This window comes from Pseudoalteromonas rubra (genome assembly GCF_005887115.1).
Lineage (GTDB): Bacteria > Pseudomonadota > Gammaproteobacteria > Enterobacterales > Alteromonadaceae > Pseudoalteromonas > Pseudoalteromonas rubra_F.
This window is the reverse complement of sequence record NZ_PNCJ01000012.1, coordinates 1-19854: the sequence shown is the minus strand read 5'-3', so window position 1 is coordinate 19854 and position 19854 is coordinate 1. Positions and strand designations below refer to the sequence as shown.

The following is a 19854-nucleotide window of genomic DNA, read 5'->3' as shown; positions in this document are numbered from 1 at the left end:
AGCCTGCCGTTAATCATTTTGGTTAACAGCAGGTTTTTTGCTTTTTGAACCTACCAATTTGTTCATCACTTGGATTAGAACACTCAGTAGGGTAGGCTCAGGCTAAGCATGAAGTTTGGTTATACTTGAAGGAATTATGAACTATATTGTCGTCCTAATTGCTTTGGCATCTTTGCCAGTTTTTGCAGATGCTAATCAGGTATTTAAAAATATCGCGTTAAAGTCCGATCTCCTTATTGTTGATGAGCACACAGAGTTTCAGTTTCTCGGTTCGCTGAATAATGGAGACAAGATATTTAATTATCGTCGTTATTTTAACGCCGGACTGAGGGCGGCTACGCGCTTAGTCGTAATAGATACACAGCATAATTTAGTGGGCATGTATGCTGTGAACGATTGGGCAACGCATGTCGATGAAGAGTGTGTATATTTTGCGTACCCGGCTTCAGAAGGAAACTCGATTTGTCTTGAGAGCGGTCAGCTGCCGACACGGGCATGGGTAGACGGTTCACTGCTCTCACTATATACGTAGGTTATATGGACAGACAGTCATAATGGAAATTACTTAGGAAAAACTAATGGAATGAATACCCAATTAAAAATTGCATCAAGGACAGGACTTGTTCTTATCTGCCTGTGTTCTACCATCACAGTGCACGCGGCATGTGCGGTGATTGATACGTCCTGCTCTATTATTCAGCCGAGTCAAAAACACCACTGTATACCAATTTCACCTAATACCTGTTCAATTTGACGGAGCAAATATGACGCTAACTGTGTTAAAGATTTCTCATTTAGAACAGCTAAATAGCAAAATCTTTGCCTGGTTATCGAACATATTTTCTCGCCTCAAAATAGAACACTTAATTAAGCAAATTGGTATTACTTGCGAAGCATTTATGTGTGGGAACATCCATGATCAGTCTGTTGGCTGGGAATATGAGAATGGTATACAAGTATCCAAAGTTATTAACGGAAAAAATACCAAGATCACAGTTAATGGAATATCAGGATTTGAAGTGCCGCCTGTCGATAACTATAACGGGTTTTGTGTTGCAAATGTGTCAGGAACAGTGGTTTATTGTGTGAAAGGGTTATCTGGTTGGGATAATCTGAGCAAATGAGCAAGCAGTTCGCCGGCTGACGAATAACACTGTGCTGCGAAGCGCTAATGAAGGTGCGAACACCTCAGATAGAAGGGCAGAGCGAAAGTCGCGGGTGTTGGGTTAAGAATTAAAGGCTGCTCTGTGAGGTGTAATAATTCCGTTACCCAGAGCACACGAAATATTGCAAGGAAAGGCAGTATAAAAGTGCTGAATCTGCCGTCGTTAAGAACGGCAAACTTTGGGTTATGGACCAAGCATCTGGCGTAATGTGGGGCATGCATTTAACCGCAGGACCGCCCGTACCTGTATATCGGTACTGAGCGGATGAGCAACCAATCTTGCTAGGGCTACCACTGAGGTTATCTACAACTTTAAATAAGAGCGGAGACTCTTGCACAAAGAGGTATCTAGGAACCCCCCCGTCTGGTGCTACGCCCCCTGCACCTCAAGCAGTTCCTTAGCGCTGGCTCGTGTGGTGCTGCTGACTTTGTCACCGCCAAGTAGGCGAGCGATTTCGTCAACGCGTTGTTCCTGCACCAATGGCAGCATAGACGTAAAAGTTTCACCGCCTTCTACACGTTTGGAAACAAAGAATTGATGATGGCCACTGCAGGCAACCTGAGGCAAGTGAGTTACACAGATCACTTGGGTTGAGTTACCAAGCTGGCGAAGCTGTTTACCCACCTGAGAGGCTGTGGGACCTGAAATACCAACGTCTACTTCATCAAATATCAGAGTAGGGGTGGTAACTCTGTTCGCGATAATCACCTGAATAGCCAGGCTGATCCGTGACAGTTCACCACCCGATGCGACTTTCGCCAGGGCTTGTAGAGGCTGACCCGGGTTGGTCGAAACCAGAAACTCGATTTTATCCATGCCCAGCTCGTTGGGGCGTCTGTCTTCATGCTGGTTAAGCTCAATAGCAAACTGGCCATTTTCCATCGACAGCTCATGCATGCTCTCACTGATTAAATCATTCAAAGTCAGTGCAGCCTGCGCACGGCTTTCACTCAGTTGTGCCGCTGATATTTGATAGGCATGAAGCGCTTCAGCTATTTCGTGCTGTAGATCTTCGATGCGCTCATTGTTAGAGCAGATAGATGCCAGCTCTTCGTGCAACTGTTGATGATGCTGATGCAGCAACTCGGGGCTGATCTGGTGTTTACGTGATAAGGTCATTGCTTGCGCCAGCCTGTCTTCGACAGCCTGCAGACGCTCTGGGTCTTGCTCGATGTTTTCACCATAGGCACGCAGTTCTCGGCAGCCTTCTTCGAGCTGCACTGCAGCCTCCCCCAGCAGTTGGCTGATTTCCTGCAGTTTAGGGTCATAATTGCTCAGCTCAATGAAAGTTTGTACACTGTGCTGAAGCTGCCCTAAAACAGTCTGGTCATCTTGCTCAGACAGACACATCAGTTCGCGCTGACAACTTTCAGCCAGCGTCTGGCTATGACTCAATCGGGTATGCTCAGTTTCAATCTGCTCATACTCGCCTTCTTCCAGCGCAAACTCATCCAGTTCCTGAACTTGATATTCGAGCAGTTGCTTTTTGGCCGCCTGCGCCTGTTGTTGTTTGATGAGCTCCGCGTGTTCTTTTTGTAATGTGTGATAATGCTGATACTGAGCACGTACAGCGTGTAACAGGGTATCGTGACCCGCATAGGCATCCAGCAAACCCAGCTGATGTTCGGGTTTAAGTAACAGCTGGTGGGCATGCTGACCATGAATGGCAATGAGTCGCTGGCCGAGTTCTTTTAATTGCGCAGCCGTTACAGAGTTGCCATTAATGAAGCTTTTACTGCGGCCATTTTGCATAACAACACGGCGTAAAATGCAGTTTTGTTCTTCATCATCTAACATGAGATCGTTCAAAAACTGCTGAGCGTTGGGGAGCTGCCTGATATCAAATTGAGCGGTTATCTCTGCTTTTGCGGCACCAGGGCGGATACTGGCAACGTCTGCCCGTTCACCCAAGCACAGAGAGAGGGCATCGATTGCAATGGATTTACCAGCACCGGTTTCACCGGTGATGGCAGTCATACCTGAGCGCCAGTCAATGGTTAATTCGTTAACAATGGCAAAGTTTTTGATTTGCAGACTAAGAAGCATGCTGTATATCCAAACAGTACAGTTACTGTTAATTTATACAGCATTTATTGGAAATGCAACTTGAAATTGCGTTTTACTACCAGGGTTTTTACAGGGCTGCGGCTTTTCGTTGCTGTACCGAGGGGTCGTTGTTCTCGGTTTGAGCTGAGGCTTCTTCCTCACCCTGCCCTGTTTCCGGCGTGTCAGTTTGCACAGGTGTATCAGGTGTCTGGATCCGTGAAATCAGTGCTGGCAGAATTTCACTGTAAAATGCCTTGTTATAGGCTATCCCGGCAGAGGGCAGCTCACTGACAAACATAAACAATTGATCGGCCAATAGCTCCATATTGCCATTTTCACGACACTTATTTAATTCAGTACCAATTGTGGCGAGCAAATGATCAGTCACACGCTCGAGTGCTTCCAAGTTTTCGTCATTGTGGGCTTGAACAACAAAGAAGTTGCCGACAATGGCGTTAAACTGAGGCGCGTGCTTTGGGCGGATCAGCTTATAACTTACGAATTCACTAATTTTGCTTTTGAAGTGATTGCTGATTTCTTTCAGACGTTCATTGAACACCCGCTTTTCGGCTTCGCGTGCTTTTTTACGGTTATTCTCAATCACCACATAAACCCCCAAAATGGTGATCAATAAGGTAATAGATACGAAAACAACGTAGCTCATGTTGGTTTACTTTTCCCTAAAATAGAAAATAAATTTTACTTATTTTGCTGAACTTCGTTCGCTTAGTAAAGCCTGCTACCCCAATTTAATTTCTGTCTCAGAACATTGTAGTAGGAATAACTGACAGGGTGGATCAAACGGAGTTTTTTTTCTGCTTTTTTTATGACCACTTCGTCACCCGGAAGCAATGCGAGCACGACGTGACTGTCACAACTTACCTGCAAGCTTGCGGTGTTTTCTGGGCTGAGCTTCAGTTTGACTTGTTTATTTGCGTCAACAACCAGGGGTCTGCTGGATAATGTATGCGGAAACATTGGGACAAGGGCCATCGCGTTTAGCTCAGGGGTTAAGATAGGGCCACCACCGGACAATGAGTAAGCCGTTGAGCCGGTTGGAGTAGTAACGATTAGCCCATCAGAACGCTGAGAAAAGACAAACTGCTCGTCAATAAAGGCCTCAAACTCGATCATGTGGGCGACTTTGTCAGCGTGTAGCACAGCTTCATTTACTGCCAGGTTGGCACTTTTAAGTTCTGCGTGACGGAACACTTCGACTTCAAGCAAAAAGCGTTGTTCTTCTACGAATTTCCCGCTGAGGACTTGCTCCAGTTCTGCCTCAAAACCATCGGGGTCTAAATCGGTCAGAAACCCTAAATTACCCCGGTTAACGCCTATCACGGCAACGTCAAAGCGGGCCAGTACGCGAGCTGCACCCAGCATATTACCATCACCGCCGACCACTACAGCCAGGTCACAGCGCTCTCCCAAAGCCACAACATCGAGTATGTTTGTCTCGGGCAATTCAGCGATTTGTTTGCCAACGCGTTGCTCAACAAAAACTTCATAGCCAAGTGCTTGCAAAAATGTATACAAGCGTTGTAATGTCAGTGCGGCGCCATCATGGTTTGGTTTACCAATCAGGCCGATGGTTTTAAATGGTGCGCTCATTCAGTGAGTTTCCTTGGCAAAATTTCTGTTGCCAAGATTATCTTAAAATGAATTCGCTTGAAACTCGCAAATTTAACCTTATTTATGATGTTATGAAACTTAGTGCACGTGACAAACAAGTCTTCTCTGCTGTGATGAGTCTTTACTGTAACGGTGAGGGCCATCCCGTAGCATCGAGCAAGATAGCAAAACTAAAAGGTATGGCGGTGTGCTCTGCAACGGTACGCAATGCTATGGCTCGCCTGGAAAACCAGGGGCTACTTTTTTCACCTCACACTTCGGCTGGGCGGGTTCCCTCTGATCTGGGAATTAAGTACTGGTTGCAGGAGTACTTTGGCTTAGAAGACATCGCCCCTTACTGGGAACCAGAGCGAGAGGAGCTGACTGGTTTTGCTCATACCCTAAGCCAAAAGTATCAGGTGTGCTGTATTGTTGGTTTACCTCAGGTTAGTGAACAAACCATATTTCGGGTCGAAGTACTAGATTTTGATCGCAAACATTGGCTGGTATTACTGATAGACAGAACCGGGCAGTCCAATAATATCCTTATTAATAAACCAGAATCGAATTCCGATCAGGTAAGGTATCAGTTCGCGGCTTGGATGAACACTGTATTCAGTGCGCAAACGCTAAAAGAGGGGTTGCACCGAATGCGGGCTATGGCGAAAAGTGCGATGGCAGATTGCCGTGGCTCTTTGATGCAATGGAGTCGCGAGCTAAGCTTGCAGTTGGGTACCGACAATAGCATAGTGGTCGGAGAGCGTTATCTGTATAACCGCCTTGAAGGGAATAATGAACTCAACCTGGGGGTGAGCTTCTTACACCAGGTGGAAGATCAGTTAGCGCTAAAGAATGGCCTGTCGGTGTTACTGGGCAGTGAGCTGAGTTATCTGAATCTGGAGCGATTTGTGGTCTTGAGTGTACCTTACTTCACGTCGAGCGAGTACCAGAGTCGCTTTTGCGTGATTTGTCCCGCTGATGCGCCGATTGAGGCAATAATCAGCGAATTTACACAAATCCCAAAAAAAGATGCTTGAATAACAAATTTGAATCCCCATAATTACGGCAGTTGTAAAGAATCGGAGAGAATTTTTCATGTCTGAGCAGACAAAAGCCCAAGAGCAGGAACAAGAGTTAGTGCAAGAAGACGTACAGGAAAGTGCTGCAGAGCAAGCTGAACAAGCGCAGGAGAGTGCACAAACTGAGCAAGCTGAGTTGAGCCCAGAAGAAGAGATTGCAGGCCTGTATGCAGAACTGGAAGCAGCTAAGCAAACAATTGAAGGTCAGAAAGACAGCGTGATCCGTGCAGCCGCAGATGCCGAGAATGTCCGTCGCCGTGCTGCACAAGATGTTGAGAAAGCGCAGAAGTTTGCATTAGAAAAGTTTTCTAATGAGCTGCTCCCTGTGGTTGACAACCTGGAGCGTGCAATTGAATTTGCTGATAAAGAAAACGAAGCGACCAAGTCAATCCTTGAAGGTATTGAGATGACGCTGAAGTCATTCAACGACGCACTGGCTAAATTTGGTGTTGAGGCTGTAAGCCCACAAGGTGAAGCGTTCAACCCAGAGTTACACCAGGCAATGTCAATGCAACCGAGCAACGATGTATCACCAAATACCGTTTTAGCAGTTATGCAAAAAGGGTATACCCTGAATGGTCGTTTATTACGCCCCGCAATGGTTATGGTATCAAAAGCTGCTGAATAAGTTGTAACTACCTGATTTATAAGCCCGCGATTGCGGGCTTTTTTGATCTGATTTGCATCAGATCGCGTCACCTTTTAAAATAGAAAAGTGAATTCACTCTAGGCATAAGTCCATGAACAAAAAACTACTTGCTATTGCTGCTATGGCCATCACCCTCGCTGGTTGTAAAACCTCTCCCACCGGACGTACCCAAATAGCCCTATATTCAGAACAACAAATGGATAAGATGGGTGTCGCCAGCTTCGAGCAAATGAAGCAGGAGCAGACGATAGAAAACGATGCCAAGATCAACGGCTATGTAAAATGCATAGCAGATGCCCTGATTGCGCAACTACCGGCACAGTATGCACAACAGCAATGGGAAGTCGTGGTATTTAAAGAGCCCAGTGCAAACGCCTTTGCTTTGCCTGGTGGCAAGATTGGAGTGCATACCGGTCTGCTGAAGGTGGCACAAAACCAGCATCAACTTGCTGCTGTTATGGGACATGAAGTGGGACACGTTATCGCAGAACATGCTAACGAGCGGGTGTCTCAAAATAGCTTGTTACAGCTTGGCCTGCAAGCTGGCAATGCGGCACTTGAAATGGGTAATGTGCAGTATCGTAATGCCATTATGCAAGGCTTAGGGCTTGGGGCACAGTATGGAATTGCACTACCATTTAGCCGTAGTCATGAAAGTGAGGCGGATGTCATTGGACTCGACTTAATGGCGAAGGCGGGCTTTAAACCGCAGGGGGCCGTCGAGTTATGGCAAAACATGGAAAAAGCAGGGGGAGAGCGCCCTATGGAGTTTTTGTCGACTCACCCGTCTCCAGAAAACCGCATTGCGCTATTACAAAGCAAAATGACGCAGGCCAATACCCTTGCGCAGGACGCTAACCGTCAGGGTCGCAGCCCGGCCTGTCGATGAACTTAATCTGGCTGGGCTGAATTGTCGTAGAAGCTGACGCCCAGCTTATTGAGCACAATAAACAGCCTGAGGTCCAATTCCAGCTGATGGTACTCAGGCTCCATATGGCAACAGAGCTGATAAAAGGCCTTGTTGTGATCCAGCTCTTTGAAGTGCGCGAGCTCATGGACAACCAATGCACGCAATACGGCTTCAGGCGCATATTTTAGCTGCTGGGACAGCGCAATCTCATAGCGGGTTTTTACTTTTCCGCCGTGCTGTTTACGTGTTTGGCTGTGATGTCCCAACGTTCCCGTCATCAGATCCCGGCCCTTTGCATAGCTTACCTTATGCAGACGAGGCACATTCTTAAGGTATTTGTTTTTGTAGCTGTGGCAGTAATCATAAAGTGCTTGTGTACTCTGGAGCTGATGACCCTGCGGATATTTACCTTTGAAGTAAGCTGCAAGTTTATCAGGTTCCAGCAAGGTTTTGATCTGGGACTGCAACGCAGCAGGGTAGTGCTGAAAATACGGCAAATAATTCATGATGACGGTAGTAATTCTAACTCGGAAATTCTAAGCTGGTGTACACAAGATCATAACAGGAATAATAATAAATGTATCAGGCAAGTTGTTTATGCGGTGCGGTTAAGTTGGCATTGCACGGAGTTATTTCCAGTATCATCCATTGCCACTGTTCTTTATGCCGCAAGTCGTCTGGCACCGCTTATGCAACTAACGGTTTTGTTAATCGTGATGAATTAAAAGTGATTGCCGGCGAGGAGCATATTCGTCACTACGCATTTAAACCTGGCAGGTTACGTCACTTTTGCGGAATTTGTGCATCTCCTTTATACAGTTCAAATCAGGACAACCCTGAAAAACTCAGGTTACGACTCGGTATTCTTGATTCTGATATAGCGGAGCGGCCGATGTCACATAACTACGTGACCTCAAAAGCAAATTGGGAAGAGTTAGATGCGAAGCTTCCTTACTATGAAGGTAAAGAGCCGGGCAGGGAGTGATATATAGGGCCACATCTGGGCCCTGATTTTCGTAATTTATACTAAATTGCTTAATTACATGTACATTTTGATGTAAGAAAATATGGCACAGGCATTGCCATATCAGTGCTTTCAGTAAGTGAACTTAGTGTAAATTATCCGCCAGTGCACAGCAATCAGATGCGCGTGAGTTACCACCGCTTTTCTGAGTTTCCGCTCTGCCTGCGCCAATGGCACGGGTCGCTTTGGCTGGTAATGCAGACTGGTCATCAGAGAGTTGTTTTACAGGTTTTTTATTGAGTTTTAATAACATGGTATTTTCCTTATTGTTGTTTTATTCAACGTCTAACATCCTGTAAAACATGATACTTGTCAAGTGCTTAAATTAACGCCTGTTGCTGTGGTTGGCGCTCTGCCGGAAATGGCTCGAGTACTTGATGCGCAACGCCCAGATCCTGAATAAACTGCCTGGCCAGCAGGGGTGCATCATAATTGTCGGCGGTGTGAAAGAACACATAAGGGGTACGCCCCTCGTTTAGCCAGTCGCGAATTTTGTTGAGCCAGGGGGCATAAAAGGTGCGGTTTGCAGCCAAGTCTGAGCACCCGACAAAACGCAGCATGGGCGCCTGAGCCGTTGCAATCACATTGACGGGCACGCGTGGTTTCTTTTGCTGGGCATCAATAATGGCCGGGGTACTGGGCGATTCACTAAACAAAGGCCGAGTATCCATAATAATGCGATTTACGCCGGTCTGCATCAGCAGCTGGTTAAAACGCTTTTCAGCGTCGCCTTTGGCAAAAAACGCTCTGTGCCTGACTTCAATGCCCAGGGTCAACTCCTCAGGTAATTGTGCGATAAAATCGGCTATCCGGCCAAGATATTGCGGGCTACAGCTGGCAGGCAGTTGCAGCAGCACCATCCCAAGTCGTGAAAATAATGGCGAAAACAGCTCGAGCCATTGCTTGAGCTCTTGCTGACAATGAGTCAACGCCAGCTCGTGAGAGATCTGTTTGGGTATTTTAAAGGTAAAGCGAAAGTCTTCTGGCACCGAATTTGACCAGGTGGCGATGGTGTCTGGTTTTGGGCTGGCATAGAAGCTGGTATTACCCTCAACACTGTTAAAGATCTGCGCATATTCGCTCAACATATCCGCGGCTTTGCAGTCGCTGCTGAAAAACCGACCTTTCCAGTGTGCAGAGCTCCACTGAGGACACCCCAAATACAGCATGAATTTTGCTCCCTGATTGACTTGAAGAAGAGTCTAACAAAGTCCAGAAGGAGAAAAAATCGTAACAGCGAAAGAATCCCGGTTTTGTGGGATGACAAAGCGTGGCAATTTTATATAATTGTCGATTAAATTTATCATTCATTATGCCCTTTAGAGTTAGTAGGCAAATAGGATTATTATGCGCTCAATATACTGCGGAAAATTAAACAAGGACCATGTAGGTCAGGAAGTGGAGCTATGTGGTTGGATCAACAAACGTCGTGATCTGGGTGGTTTGATCTTCATTGATCTGCGAGATCGCGAAGGTTTGGTCCAGGTCGTGTTTGATCCTGAAGTAGAAGGCCTGATGGATGTTGCAAACACTTTACGTCAAGAGTTTTGCGTTCAGGTTACAGGTACTGTTCGTGCGCGCCCAGAGAGCCAAATCAATCAGGACATGGCCACTGGTGAAGTTGAGATCCTGGGCACTGGTCTGACTATCATCAACCGTGCAGAACCTTTGCCTCTGGACTTTAACCAGGAAAACTCGGAAGAGCGTCGACTGACCTATCGTTACCTCGACCTGCGTCGTCTTGAAATGAGCGACCGCATTAAACTGCGCGCCAAAGCATCGAGCTTTGTACGTCGCTTCTTAGACAGCAATGACTTCCTGGACATCGAAACACCGGTACTGACAAAAGCAACACCAGAAGGTGCACGCGACTATCTGGTACCAAGCCGTGTCCATAAAGGCAGCTTCTACGCATTGCCACAGTCGCCTCAGCTGTTTAAACAGCTGCTGATGATGTCTGGTTTTGACCGTTACTACCAGATTGTTAAATGTTTCCGCGATGAAGACTTACGTGCTGATCGCCAGCCTGAATTCACTCAAATCGATTTAGAAACCTCGTTCATGACATCCGCACAGGTGCGTGATATCACTGAGCGTTTGATCTGTGAAATGTGGCAAGAGCTGCTTGACGTTGATCTGGGCCAGTTCCCGGTCATGAGCTACGAGGAAGCCATGCGTCGTTACGGTTCAGACAAGCCGGACTTACGTAACCCGCTTGAACTGATTGATGTTGCCGACTTGGTTAAGGACGTCGAATTCAAAGTACTGGCAGGTCCTGCAAACGATGAAAAAGGCCGCGTGGCGGTGTTGACTGTACCGGGTGGTGCATCACTATCTCGTAAGCAAATTGATGAGTACACCAAATTTGTTGGTATCTATGGCGCAAAAGGTCTGGCCTGGATGAAGGTCAACGACCTGGACGCTGGCCTTGAAGGTATTCAGTCGCCAATTGCTAAGTTCCTGAACGAAGCAGTGATCAAAGGTATTCTTGAACGCACTAACGCACAGACCGGCGATATCATTTTGTTCGGTGCTGACAAGCGCAACGTGGTCAACGAAGCAATGGGTGCACTGCGTCTGAAAGTAGGTCTGGACCTTGAGCTGACCAACCTTGGTCAGTGGGCACCACTGTGGGTTGTTGACTTCCCAATGTTTGAGGAAGACGACGAGGGTAACCTGCATGCAGTTCACCACCCGTTCACGGCTCCTAAAGACATTTCAGCGGCAGAACTGGAAGCTAATCCGGCCGGCGCTATTTCAGATGCATACGACATGGTACTGAACGGCTATGAAGTCGGTGGTGGTTCGGTACGGATCCACAACAACGATATGCAGCAGGCGGCTTTCCGTATCCTGGGCATTGATGAACAAGAACAGCAAGATAAGTTCGGCTTCCTGCTGGACGCTCTGAAGTACGGTACGCCACCACACGCAGGTCTGGCGTTTGGCCTTGACCGCCTGGTGATGTTGCTGTGTGGCACAGACAACATCCGTGATGTGATTGCGTTCCCGAAAACGACTCAGGCGTCGTGTCTGATGACCAATGCGCCGAGCGTTGCTAACCCGGATGCATTGAAAGAGCTCGCGGTGACAGTGACTGCACAGCAAAAAGACGCTGATTAATTGCAGCAAAAAGAATAAAAAAGCGGCGATTGAGCCGCTTTTTTTTATTCTGCAAACCCAAGGTAACTGGAAATCTATACAGTATTTTGGCATGATAGCGAAAAAACAACGAGAGTATGCGCCTTGGCAGTAATTTTAGGCATAGATCCAGGTTCCAGACTGACCGGATATGGAGTAGTTAAGCGTCAGGGAAGTCAGTTTCAGTATCTGGGCAGTGGTTGTATTCGACTTGGCGATAAACCATTTCCACAACGGCTGCAGATGATTTATCAGGGTGTTAGCCAGATCATCGAGCAGTTTAATCCGCAGGGGTTTGCCATTGAGCAAGTCTTTATGGCACATAACCCAGATTCTGCTTTAAAACTAGGTCAGGCACGCGGGGCGGCCATCGTCGCTGCCACCATGAAAGAGATAGAGGTGTTTGAGTATTCGGCCCGGCAGGTTAAGCAAGCCGTGGTTGGCACCGGCGGGGCGAATAAATCGCAGGTTCAGGAAATGGTCAAGCGACTATTAAAACTCCCGGGTACTCCCCAGGCCGATGCTGCCGATGCGCTGGCCATTGCAATTTGCCATGCACACTCCGAGCAAAACCTGATTAAGCTGGCAGGCAATGCGAAAAAAACCGTACGAGGAAGATTGAGGTAATTATGATAGGCAGACTCAAAGGTATTCTGGTAGAAAAACAGCCACCAGAGATCCTGTTAGACGTCAGTGGCGTCGGTTATGAAGTACAAATGCCGATGACATGTTTTTATGAGTTACCTCAGGCGGGTAATGAGGCAACCATCTATACTCATTTTGTGGTGCGAGAAGATGCACAATTATTGTTTGGTTTTAACCATAAAACAGAGAGAGCATTATTTCGCGAATTAATTAAGGCTAATGGCGTCGGTCCCAAGCTGGCACTGGCCATTTTGTCGGGTATGTCGGCAGAGCAGTTTGTTCACTGCGTCAATCAGGGCGATGCCTCTACTTTGGTGAAAATCCCGGGTGTAGGCAAGAAAACCGCTGAGCGTTTGGTGCTTGAGATGAAGGACAAATTGAAAAACTTTGGCCATGATCTGCTGACTCCATTCAGCGATGATGCCATTTTGGCACCTCAGGAAGACCCCACCGTGGCGAATATGCCTGAAGATGATGCGCTGGCTGCATTACTTGCGTTAGGTTATAAACCCGCACAAGCACAAAAAGCATTGAAAGCGGTGAGTAAACCAGGCATGGATACAGAAGGGCTGATCAAAGAAGCCCTGAGATCTATGATGTAAGAAAGGCTGATTAAGTAATTATGATAGAAGCAGACAGACTCATTGAGCCAGAAGTGCAGGGCAGTGAAGAGGCAGTAGACAGAGCGATACGGCCTAAACTACTGTCGGACTATACCGGCCAGCAGCATGTAAAGCAGCAGATGGAGATCTTCATCGAAGCGGCGCGCAGCCGCGAAGAAGCGCTGGACCATTTGTTGATATTCGGCCCGCCGGGGTTAGGTAAAACGACACTGGCCAACATTGTTGCCAATGAGCTGGGTGTGAATATCAAAACCACCTCAGGGCCTGTGCTTGAAAAAGCCGGCGATCTGGCCGCAATGCTCACCAATCTGGAGCAGGGGGATGTGTTGTTTATTGATGAAATACATCGCCTGAGTCCCCAGGTTGAAGAGATCCTCTACCCCGCGATGGAAGATTATCAGCTCGATATTATGATTGGTGAAGGGCCGGCAGCGCGTTCAATTAAACTGGACTTGCCACCTTTTACGCTGGTGGGGGCTACGACCCGCGCAGGGTCTCTGACTTCACCACTGAGAGACCGTTTCGGTATTGTGCAACGTCTTGAGTTTTATTCTGTGGCTGAGCTGGCTTCGATTGTGTCACGCTCTGCGCATTTTTTGAATCTTGAAATCAGTGATGCGGGTGCAATAGAGGTGGCCAAACGTGCACGAGGTACTCCGCGTATTGCCAACCGTTTACTCAGACGCGTCCGGGATTTCGCTCAGGTAAAAGGGGATGGTAGCGTAGATGAAGTGATTGCCAGTCAGGCGCTGGACATGGTCGACGTTGATAAATGTGGTTTTGATTACATGGATCGTAAGTACTTACTTGCAATTATTGAAAAGTTCACCGGTGGGCCGGTCGGTTTGGATAACCTGGCAGCTGCCATCGGTGAAGAGCGAGAAACCATAGAGGACGTGATAGAGCCCTACCTGATCCAGCAGGGGTTTATCCAGCGGACTCCGAGGGGGCGGATCGTTTCTGACAGAGCCTATTTGCACTTTGACTTAACCAAACCATCAGCATGAAGATGTCCTTCAGCAATTAATTCTGACCACTTAGAGGCGCTTCGAAAGCGCTTCTTTGCTTTATATACTTCTCCAGTTTCTCTGGCCATTCATCTAACGCTCATTCCACTTCCTTTAGGTTAGCGCAAGAACTTGTATCTCCCCTTAAAGGAGAGTGAACTGGATATGAGTAAATCGCAGGCAAAAAAAAGCCCGCACAGTGTGCGGGCGAAAACAACAAGTTGAAGGAAGTAATCCAGGGAACTGATGAGTCCGTTAAGGTGTTATCCAAAAGTTTCTCATCATGACTGCAGAATAAATCAGACTTCTGCGGCCTAAGTAACTGTGCATTTGCATTGAGAGATGCTGCTCGCTCAGTACGGGGAGTATAATAAGCCCACTGACGCATTTTATCAAACTAGAAAAATTACAGTTTTGCTATAAAAAAAACTAATGCGATGGGTCTTTCAAGTCAGGTATTGTACAAATCGTGAACTCAAGATGCTCTTCAAGTGCATGTAAAATATAGGATTGTCTTTATTATGCTCAATTTGTGAATATTAGATTATTTGTTGTTAATTGGTATTACCAATCGTGTTTTGAGGGTTTATTCTCAGATAGTGAATAAAACAACACTTTTATGCAGCTTGCATAAATAAATAAACACAGAGGGGAGTCGACAGCTCCGACCACTTAAATTTTCTTTCACAATCACACGCCGGGCGTTGTAATTCAGGGCAAGTTTAACTTTGGCACTGGTATTTTTTGCCGTTGATGACGTCCAATGTCAGTAGTGTTTGGTGTGAAGTGCAACCGGGCTGACGTCTGTCTATCCGGGCAAGAATGCGAGTCAAGGTAACGAATGTGCGAATTATCGGCATTTAAGTGAATTTTACGGCATTGAGATTGTAAGCCCTTATTAGTGTGGTTAAACTACCTGAACCTTTTTGCTGGCTTACAGTCAATACGGTGAAGGCTGCCTTGGCCGAGAACACAATTATTTTCTAGGAGTATAACAACGTGGAATCGGGACTTAATTTCATAGATCTCATTTTAGAAGCCAGTATCCTTGTACAACTTGTTATGTTGACACTGGTCGGCATGTCGGTTGCCTCATGGGCGATTATCTTTCAGCGCCGAAGCATACTGGCGCAATCTCTGGCAGATGCAAAAAAATTTGAACAGAAGTTCTGGTCGGGCATGGACTTAGGCAAGTTATATAATGAAATTACTGCCAGAGCGGGTAGTTCAAGCGGCTTGGAAGCTCTGTTTGTATCCGGTTTTAAAGAATTTGCACGCCATAAAAAGCAAAACACAGGATCGGCGAGCATGATCATAGAAGGTACACACCGCTCGATGCGTGTTGCATTGTCTCGTGAAGTAGAGAAAGTTGAGTCTGGACTTTCGTTCCTGGCAACTGTGGGGTCTATCAGTCCTTATATTGGTCTGTTTGGTACAGTCTGGGGGATCATGAACGCATTTATTGCCCTGGGAGAGGTGAAGCAGGCAACACTGCAAATGGTTGCACCAGGTATCGCTGAAGCCCTGATAGCAACAGCAATGGGTTTATTTGCGGCGATTCCGGCGGTCATGGCATACAACCGTTTTGCTAAAAATGTAGAAAAACTGGAATCAAACTACATCAACTTTATGGAAGAGTTCGCCAATATCTTGCATCGTCAGGCTGCCAGCTTAACTGAGGCCAAGCAAAATGTACCAGCATAAGAGACGCCGTCCTGTCGCAGAGATCAATGTGGTGCCATACATTGATGTTATGCTGGTGCTGCTTATTATCTTTATGGCAACCGCTCCGTTGATTACCCATGGGGTTAAGGTCGACCTACCACAAATGGAAGAGTCAGATCTGGTCGAAACTAAGGACGCGCCGCCGATTATTGCCAGTATTGATGCGCAAGGCCGCTACTATGTGTCGGTAGGAACCGACCCAGAAGCGCCCATGGATGCGGTAGAAGTGGCTGCGGTCATCAAGCTTAAGCTACAGCAAAATCCCGACACCCCCGTAATGATAAAAGGGTCTGGTCGTGTGTCATATCAGGAAGTACTTTTGTTGATGGACTTTTTGAAAAATGCGGGCGTACCGTCGGTCGGGCTAATGACAAAATCGTTTGAGGACAGTTAATGGATGCTTTAACCAGCGGAATATTAAAGTCGTTTTTACTCCATTTCGCTATTGCCGGACTACTATTTGCGACTGCCAACTTTCAGTTCTCTAGTCCTACTGTAATGGAAGTTCAGCTTAATCCCGCCATTAACGAAATTGAAGAAGTGAAAGCGGTCTCTGCTATCTCAGTTGACCAGCAGGCAGTTGAGCGAAAAATTGCGCAGTTACGGGAAAAAGAAGCGCAGCAAAAGCGCGCAGAAGAGCAAAGGATCCGTGATTTAGAGCGCCGAGCCGTGCAGGCCCGTAAGGATCGTGAAGCTGAAGCCAGACGGATCAAAAAATTGGAACAACAACGCCTCGCTAAGCTGGAAGAGAAACGTAAAGCGGAAGCGCAAGCTAAACGTGCACAAGAAATTCAAAACAAAGAGCGTCAGCAAGCTGAAAAAGCGCGTCAGGAAGCGCTGGCTGCTGAAAAGGCTGCCAAAGCTGCTGCGCAGAAACGTAAAGCAGAAGAGGACAGGTTGAGACAGGCTGAGGCGAAACGTAAACAGCAAGAGGAAGAAGCTAAGCGCAAAGCACAAGCTGCCGAAGAGGCGCGTCAGAAGGCGTTACAAGAGCAACTGCTTCAAGAACAACTGGCTCAGGAACAAGCAGCGAGAGCGAAAATTCGTCAGCAGCAGGTCCTAACCGAAGTTGATAAGTATAAGGCGCTAATCATGCAGCGGATCCAATCTAACTTGTTAATAGATGAAAAAATGAAAGGCAAGCAATGTCGCCTGAATATTCGCCTGGGCTTTAATGGGCTGGTGACACAAGCAGAATCACTGGGTGGTGATAAGCTGGTGTGTGAGGCTGCTTTGCGTGCTGTGCGAATGGCAGATACCTTACCTGTTTCAGAGAATAAAGATGTTTTCGAACAACTTAAGAACATTAACCTGACGATAAAACCAACTCTATAAAGGAAGACCATGTACAACCATTTAAGAAATTTACTCTTGGTTCTGGCTTTCGCTGCGCAAGGGGTCGCCTACGCAGCACTGGAGATCGTGATAACAGAAGGGGTCGACAGTGCCCGGCCTATCGCGATAGCTCCGTTTAAATACATTGGCAACGGCGAAGCGCCAGCTGAAATAAGTTCTGTGATTGCAGCGGATTTGATCCGTAGTGGTAAGTTCAAGCCGGTAGCAGAAGAGCAAATGCCTCAGCTACCCACAACCGATGAAGAAGTCGATTACGATGCCTGGGTTGAGTTGGGCGTGGAAGCCGTTGTGGTCGGGACCATTACCCAGCAGCCTGCAAATCGTTACCTTGTTAAGTACGAGTTGATTGATGTCATACGTGCGCAGATCACCGGTGGTGAGACCCGCATGATGACTAACGGCCAGCTGATGAAGAGTCAGGATCACGTTTTGGAAGCACGGCAAAGTGTGATTGATGCTCAAAGCTTTCGTTATTACGCACATCAGATAAGTGATGTGGTCTATGAAGCTCTGACGGGTGAAAAAGGGGCATTTCGCACTAAGATTGCGTATGTGATTGTAAGAGAAGAGCAGGACAAGCCTTATCAGCTTGTTGTTGCTGACTATGATGGTTTTAACGAGCAGGTATTATTGCGTTCTAAAGAACCTCTGATGTCTCCGGCCTGGTCACCTGATGGTAACAAGCTGGCGTACGTGACGTTTGAGAATCGACAGTCGCAGATCTACATTCAGGATATTTATACGGGCAAACGTGAGATCTTGACCAGTTATCCTGGAATCAATGGCGCACCTCAGTTTTCGCCGGATGGTACACAAATGCTGATCGTGTTGTCTAAAGACAAAGGCGGCGCAACCGAAGTGTATTTAATTGACCTGGAAACGCGCAAAGAGAGACGCCTGACTAAGCATCGTAGTATAGATACTGAGCCAACCTGGCACCCAAATGGCAAAGAAATAGTCTATACATCTGAAAGGGGTGGTAATGCCCAGATTTATAAGTTAAATTTAGATACAGGAAGATCACGGCGTGTAACTTTCGACGGCGACATGAACTTAGCTGGATCGATCACGCCAGATGGTAAACAATTGGTAATGGTAAATCGTACCTTGGGTCGTTACCATATTGCCAAGAAAGAATTGGATTCTGGGCTGTTTCAAGTATTAACGCGTACCAGACTCGATGAATCACCGAGTATTGCGCCGAACGGCTCTATGATTATTTACAGTACCTTGCATAATAATAAGCAGGTACTTGCGTTGGTGTCGATGGATGGCCGCTTTAAGGCCCGCCTGCCGGTGTTAGACGGACAGGTTAAGGCACCAGCTTGGTCGCCATTTTTACAGTAATTTTGCTGGTAAGACTTATAAAAGATATAGGAATATACTCGATGCAACTTAACAAAACTCTCAAGGCCCTTTTGGTCGCGTTGCCTGTGATGACGCTGGCTGCATGTAGCTCTTCAACAAACACAGGTGAAGGTGCTGGCAGCGAAACAAACGCAGCAACTGCGGACAGTGGCAGCAATGTTGATGTAGGTACAATGACACCTCAGGAGACAGCAGAAGAGCAACTGAGAAAGAAATATGAAGCGTTGCGTCAAAAGCAGATCGTATACTTCGATTTCGACAAGTCTACTGTTCGCAGCGAGTTCGTAGAGCTTCTGCAAGCACACGCTGACTTCCTGGTTAAAAACCCTAGCGTTAAAGTACTGATTGAAGGTCATGCTGATGAGCGTGGTACGCCTGAGTACAACATCGCACTGGGTGAAAGCCGTGGTAAAGCGGTTGCTAAATACCTGCAGAGTCTGGGCGTGTCTGACAGCCAAATGTCTGTTGTGAGCTATGGTGAAGAAAAGCCAATGGATAAAGCGCGTACCGAAGAAGCCTTTGCTAAGAACCGCCGTGCGGTACTGGTATACTAATTGTAAAGAGATGCTATGAAGCCGAATACTTTTTTGGCAGCCATCATCTTAGTCAGCGGGAGCTCCCAATTGTGGGCAGCTCCCGCTGCTGTATCTGATGCTGCTGGTTCTAACCAAACTATTGAACAACGTTTGTCTGTGCTTGAAAACCTGATGCGAAACCGTAACCTGATCCAGGCTGAATTACAAACGCAACTTGATCAACTTCAGGATGAAGTAAGCCAGATCCGTGGTGTAACGGAAGAGCAAAGTTATAAGCTCGAAAAAGTGTTGCAGCGCCAGCGTGAGCTTTATCAGGAAATAGAAACGCGAGTTACGCAAGTCTATGAACAAAGCAAGCAGTTACAACCTGCTGTAACACCTGATAGTGCGACTGCGCAGGCTGTGAGCACAGATTTATCCGAGAATGAGGCGTATGACAGAGCGGTTGCTTTGATCATGAAAGATAAGCGCTACGATGCCGCTATCCCAGAATTTGAAGGCTTCCTCAAGCAGTTTCCAAACTCTGTCTATATTCCTAATGCGCATTACTGGCTGGGTCAGTTACAGTCCATAAAGAATCAGGACAATCAGGCCATGGTGCACTTCCGTACCGTGGTTGATCAGTTTGCTGACTCAAATAAGCGACCTGATGCGATGTTAAAGCTGGGAACCTTACTGCAAAAAGTGGGGCAATCTGCTGAAGCAAAGGCTCTGTTTGAGAATTTAATCAAAGAATACCCCAGTACCACAGCGGCAAAACTGGCGACAGAACGACTCAGCAAAATATAAATGGCTGAATTTTTCTCAGAGTGATTTAAAATTAGGCGCTTAGACGCGAAAATTGAAAAAAACAGGCGATTTCGGTTGCACAAGATTTTTAAATAAGTATTATAAGCGCCCGCAGCAGCCAATAGTGTTACACACTTCTTGCAGCGAAACAATTTAGTGGGTCATTAGCTCAGTTGGTA

General features: G+C 46.9%; 22 protein-coding genes. 16 read left to right on the top strand and 6 right to left on the bottom strand.

Going from position 1 to position 19854, the window contains the following annotated elements:
- Positions 1-136 precede the first annotated feature (136 nt).
- Both CWB98_RS07830 and CWB98_RS24240 read left to right on the top strand, forming a co-directional pair.
- The gene (locus CWB98_RS07830) at positions 137-532 is read left to right on the top strand and encodes a hypothetical protein (RefSeq protein WP_138544359.1); all 396 of its coding nucleotides are present in this window, start codon (positions 137-139) and stop codon (positions 530-532) included.
- 232 nt (positions 533-764) lie between these two features.
- A complete protein-coding gene (locus CWB98_RS24240; RefSeq protein WP_212751128.1) occupies positions 765-1124 on the top strand; it encodes a hypothetical protein in 360 nt (119 codons plus the stop codon).
- A 411-nt stretch (positions 1125-1535) separates the two neighbouring features.
- Here CWB98_RS24240 and recN read toward each other — a convergent pair whose 3' ends face one another.
- The 3 genes from recN to nadK all read right to left on the bottom strand — a co-directional run bounded on the left by recN (position 1536) and on the right by nadK (position 4823).
- Positions 1536-3212, bottom strand: a complete 1677-nt coding sequence (gene recN / locus CWB98_RS07820) for a DNA repair protein RecN (protein ID WP_138544358.1) — start codon at positions 3210-3212, stop codon at positions 1536-1538.
- A gap of 88 nt (positions 3213-3300) precedes the next feature.
- Complete coding sequence (locus tag CWB98_RS07815; protein ID WP_138544357.1) at positions 3301-3876, bottom strand: hypothetical protein; 576 nt, start codon at positions 3874-3876, stop codon at positions 3301-3303.
- Positions 3877-3938: 62 nt separating this feature from the next.
- Positions 3939-4823 (bottom strand): NAD(+) kinase, encoded by an 885-nt coding sequence (gene nadK, locus CWB98_RS07810; RefSeq protein ID WP_138544356.1) that lies wholly within the window; start codon positions 4821-4823, stop codon positions 3939-3941.
- Positions 4824-4915: 92 nt separating this feature from the next.
- Between nadK and CWB98_RS07805 the strand changes: the two genes are divergently transcribed.
- The 3 genes from CWB98_RS07805 (at position 4916) to CWB98_RS07795 (ending at position 7440) form a co-directional block, all read left to right on the top strand.
- A complete protein-coding gene (locus CWB98_RS07805; RefSeq protein ID WP_249364639.1) occupies positions 4916-5860 on the top strand; it encodes an HrcA family transcriptional regulator in 945 nt (314 codons plus the stop codon).
- A gap of 58 nt (positions 5861-5918) precedes the next feature.
- Entirely contained in the window at positions 5919-6530 is a 612-nt protein-coding gene (gene grpE, locus CWB98_RS07800; protein ID WP_138544354.1) for a nucleotide exchange factor GrpE, read from the top strand.
- 112 nt (positions 6531-6642) lie between these two features.
- Positions 6643-7440 carry a M48 family metallopeptidase gene (locus tag CWB98_RS07795; protein ID WP_138544353.1) on the top strand — a complete coding sequence of 266 codons (798 nt, stop codon included), beginning with the start codon at positions 6643-6645 and terminating at the stop codon, positions 7438-7440.
- Between the two features lie 2 nt (positions 7441-7442).
- Here the strand turns inward: CWB98_RS07795 and CWB98_RS07790 are convergent, their stop codons facing one another.
- On the bottom strand, positions 7443-7967 hold the full coding sequence (locus CWB98_RS07790; RefSeq protein ID WP_138544352.1) for a M48 metallopeptidase family protein: 525 nt from the start codon (positions 7965-7967) through the stop codon (positions 7443-7445).
- Between the two features lie 71 nt (positions 7968-8038).
- On the opposite strand from CWB98_RS07790, the gene CWB98_RS07785 reads away from it, so the two are divergent.
- A complete protein-coding gene (locus CWB98_RS07785; protein WP_138544351.1) occupies positions 8039-8446 on the top strand; it encodes a GFA family protein in 408 nt (135 codons plus the stop codon).
- Between the two features lie 124 nt (positions 8447-8570).
- Here the strand turns inward: CWB98_RS07785 and CWB98_RS23910 are convergent, their stop codons facing one another.
- Both CWB98_RS23910 and CWB98_RS07780 read right to left on the bottom strand, forming a co-directional pair.
- Positions 8571-8738 carry a hypothetical protein gene (locus CWB98_RS23910; protein ID WP_171045608.1) on the bottom strand — a complete coding sequence of 56 codons (168 nt, stop codon included), beginning with the start codon at positions 8736-8738 and terminating at the stop codon, positions 8571-8573.
- 67 nt (positions 8739-8805) lie between these two features.
- A complete protein-coding gene (locus CWB98_RS07780) occupies positions 8806-9654 on the bottom strand; it encodes a DUF72 domain-containing protein (protein ID WP_138544350.1) in 849 nt (282 codons plus the stop codon).
- 178 nt (positions 9655-9832) lie between these two features.
- On the opposite strand from CWB98_RS07780, the gene aspS reads away from it, so the two are divergent.
- From aspS to ybgF, 10 genes are all read left to right on the top strand, one after another.
- A complete protein-coding gene (gene aspS, locus CWB98_RS07775; RefSeq protein ID WP_138544349.1) occupies positions 9833-11608 on the top strand; it encodes an aspartate--tRNA ligase in 1776 nt (591 codons plus the stop codon).
- A gap of 123 nt (positions 11609-11731) precedes the next feature.
- On the top strand, positions 11732-12253 hold the full coding sequence (ruvC, locus tag CWB98_RS07770; RefSeq protein ID WP_054014007.1) for a crossover junction endodeoxyribonuclease RuvC: 522 nt from the start codon (positions 11732-11734) through the stop codon (positions 12251-12253).
- 2 nt (positions 12254-12255) lie between these two features.
- Positions 12256-12873 (top strand): Holliday junction branch migration protein RuvA, encoded by a 618-nt coding sequence (gene ruvA / locus CWB98_RS07765; protein WP_138544348.1) that lies wholly within the window; start codon positions 12256-12258, stop codon positions 12871-12873.
- Between the two features lie 20 nt (positions 12874-12893).
- Positions 12894-13901, top strand: a complete 1008-nt coding sequence (gene ruvB / locus CWB98_RS07760) for a Holliday junction branch migration DNA helicase RuvB (RefSeq protein WP_138544347.1) — start codon at positions 12894-12896, stop codon at positions 13899-13901.
- Positions 13902-14900: 999 nt separating this feature from the next.
- Positions 14901-15605: a protein TolQ gene (gene tolQ / locus CWB98_RS07755; protein WP_138544346.1), complete on the top strand. Its 705-nt coding sequence runs from the start codon at positions 14901-14903 to the stop codon at positions 15603-15605.
- Complete coding sequence (tolR, locus tag CWB98_RS07750) at positions 15592-16020, top strand: protein TolR (RefSeq protein ID WP_138544345.1); 429 nt, start codon at positions 15592-15594, stop codon at positions 16018-16020. Before tolQ ends, tolR begins: the two co-directional genes overlap by 14 nt.
- Positions 16020-16961, top strand: a complete 942-nt coding sequence (gene tolA, locus CWB98_RS07745) for a cell envelope integrity protein TolA (protein ID WP_054014003.1) — start codon at positions 16020-16022, stop codon at positions 16959-16961. The genes tolR and tolA overlap by 1 nt, the downstream gene beginning before the upstream one ends.
- 9 nt (positions 16962-16970) lie before the next feature.
- A complete protein-coding gene (gene tolB / locus CWB98_RS07740) occupies positions 16971-18329 on the top strand; it encodes a Tol-Pal system beta propeller repeat protein TolB (protein WP_138544344.1) in 1359 nt (452 codons plus the stop codon).
- Positions 18330-18370: 41 nt separating this feature from the next.
- Complete coding sequence (gene pal, locus CWB98_RS07735) at positions 18371-18904, top strand: peptidoglycan-associated lipoprotein Pal (RefSeq protein WP_138544343.1); 534 nt, start codon at positions 18371-18373, stop codon at positions 18902-18904.
- A 15-nt stretch (positions 18905-18919) separates the two neighbouring features.
- Positions 18920-19675: a tol-pal system protein YbgF gene (gene ybgF / locus CWB98_RS07730; protein ID WP_138544342.1), complete on the top strand. Its 756-nt coding sequence runs from the start codon at positions 18920-18922 to the stop codon at positions 19673-19675.
- The last annotated feature ends 179 nt before the right edge of the window (positions 19676-19854 follow it).

Excerpts from the sequence above, each read along its gene's own strand:
- ybgF (WP_138544342.1), top strand. The coding sequence starts at position 18,920 with ATGAAGCCGAATACTTTTTTGGCAGCCATCATCTTAGTCAGCGGGAGC.
- grpE (WP_138544354.1), top strand. The coding sequence starts at position 5,919 with ATGTCTGAGCAGACAAAAGCCCAAGAGCAGGAACAAGAGTTAGTGCAA.
- pal (WP_138544343.1), top strand. The coding sequence starts at position 18,371 with ATGCAACTTAACAAAACTCTCAAGGCCCTTTTGGTCGCGTTGCCTGTG.
- tolR (WP_138544345.1), top strand. The coding sequence starts at position 15,592 with ATGTACCAGCATAAGAGACGCCGTCCTGTCGCAGAGATCAATGTGGTG.
- CWB98_RS07830 (WP_138544359.1), top strand. The coding sequence starts at position 137 with ATGAACTATATTGTCGTCCTAATTGCTTTGGCATCTTTGCCAGTTTTT.
- tolA (WP_054014003.1), top strand. The coding sequence starts at position 16,020 with ATGGATGCTTTAACCAGCGGAATATTAAAGTCGTTTTTACTCCATTTC.
- CWB98_RS24240 (WP_212751128.1), top strand. The coding sequence starts at position 765 with ATGACGCTAACTGTGTTAAAGATTTCTCATTTAGAACAGCTAAATAGC.
- aspS (WP_138544349.1), top strand. The coding sequence starts at position 9,833 with ATGCGCTCAATATACTGCGGAAAATTAAACAAGGACCATGTAGGTCAG.
- nadK (WP_138544356.1), bottom strand. The coding sequence starts at position 4,823 with ATGAGCGCACCATTTAAAACCATCGGCCTGATTGGTAAACCAAACCAT.
- CWB98_RS23910 (WP_171045608.1), bottom strand. The coding sequence starts at position 8,738 with ATGTTATTAAAACTCAATAAAAAACCTGTAAAACAACTCTCTGATGAC.
- CWB98_RS07815 (WP_138544357.1), bottom strand. The coding sequence starts at position 3,876 with ATGAGCTACGTTGTTTTCGTATCTATTACCTTATTGATCACCATTTTG.
- ruvB (WP_138544347.1), top strand. The coding sequence starts at position 12,894 with ATGATAGAAGCAGACAGACTCATTGAGCCAGAAGTGCAGGGCAGTGAA.
- CWB98_RS07795 (WP_138544353.1), top strand. The coding sequence starts at position 6,643 with ATGAACAAAAAACTACTTGCTATTGCTGCTATGGCCATCACCCTCGCT.
- CWB98_RS07780 (WP_138544350.1), bottom strand. The coding sequence starts at position 9,654 with ATGCTGTATTTGGGGTGTCCTCAGTGGAGCTCTGCACACTGGAAAGGT.
- tolB (WP_138544344.1), top strand. The coding sequence starts at position 16,971 with ATGTACAACCATTTAAGAAATTTACTCTTGGTTCTGGCTTTCGCTGCG.
- CWB98_RS07785 (WP_138544351.1), top strand. The coding sequence starts at position 8,039 with ATGTATCAGGCAAGTTGTTTATGCGGTGCGGTTAAGTTGGCATTGCAC.
- CWB98_RS07790 (WP_138544352.1), bottom strand. The coding sequence starts at position 7,967 with ATGAATTATTTGCCGTATTTTCAGCACTACCCTGCTGCGTTGCAGTCC.
- ruvA (WP_138544348.1), top strand. The coding sequence starts at position 12,256 with ATGATAGGCAGACTCAAAGGTATTCTGGTAGAAAAACAGCCACCAGAG.
- recN (WP_138544358.1), bottom strand. The coding sequence starts at position 3,212 with ATGCTTCTTAGTCTGCAAATCAAAAACTTTGCCATTGTTAACGAATTA.
- CWB98_RS07805 (WP_249364639.1), top strand. The coding sequence starts at position 4,916 with ATGAAACTTAGTGCACGTGACAAACAAGTCTTCTCTGCTGTGATGAGT.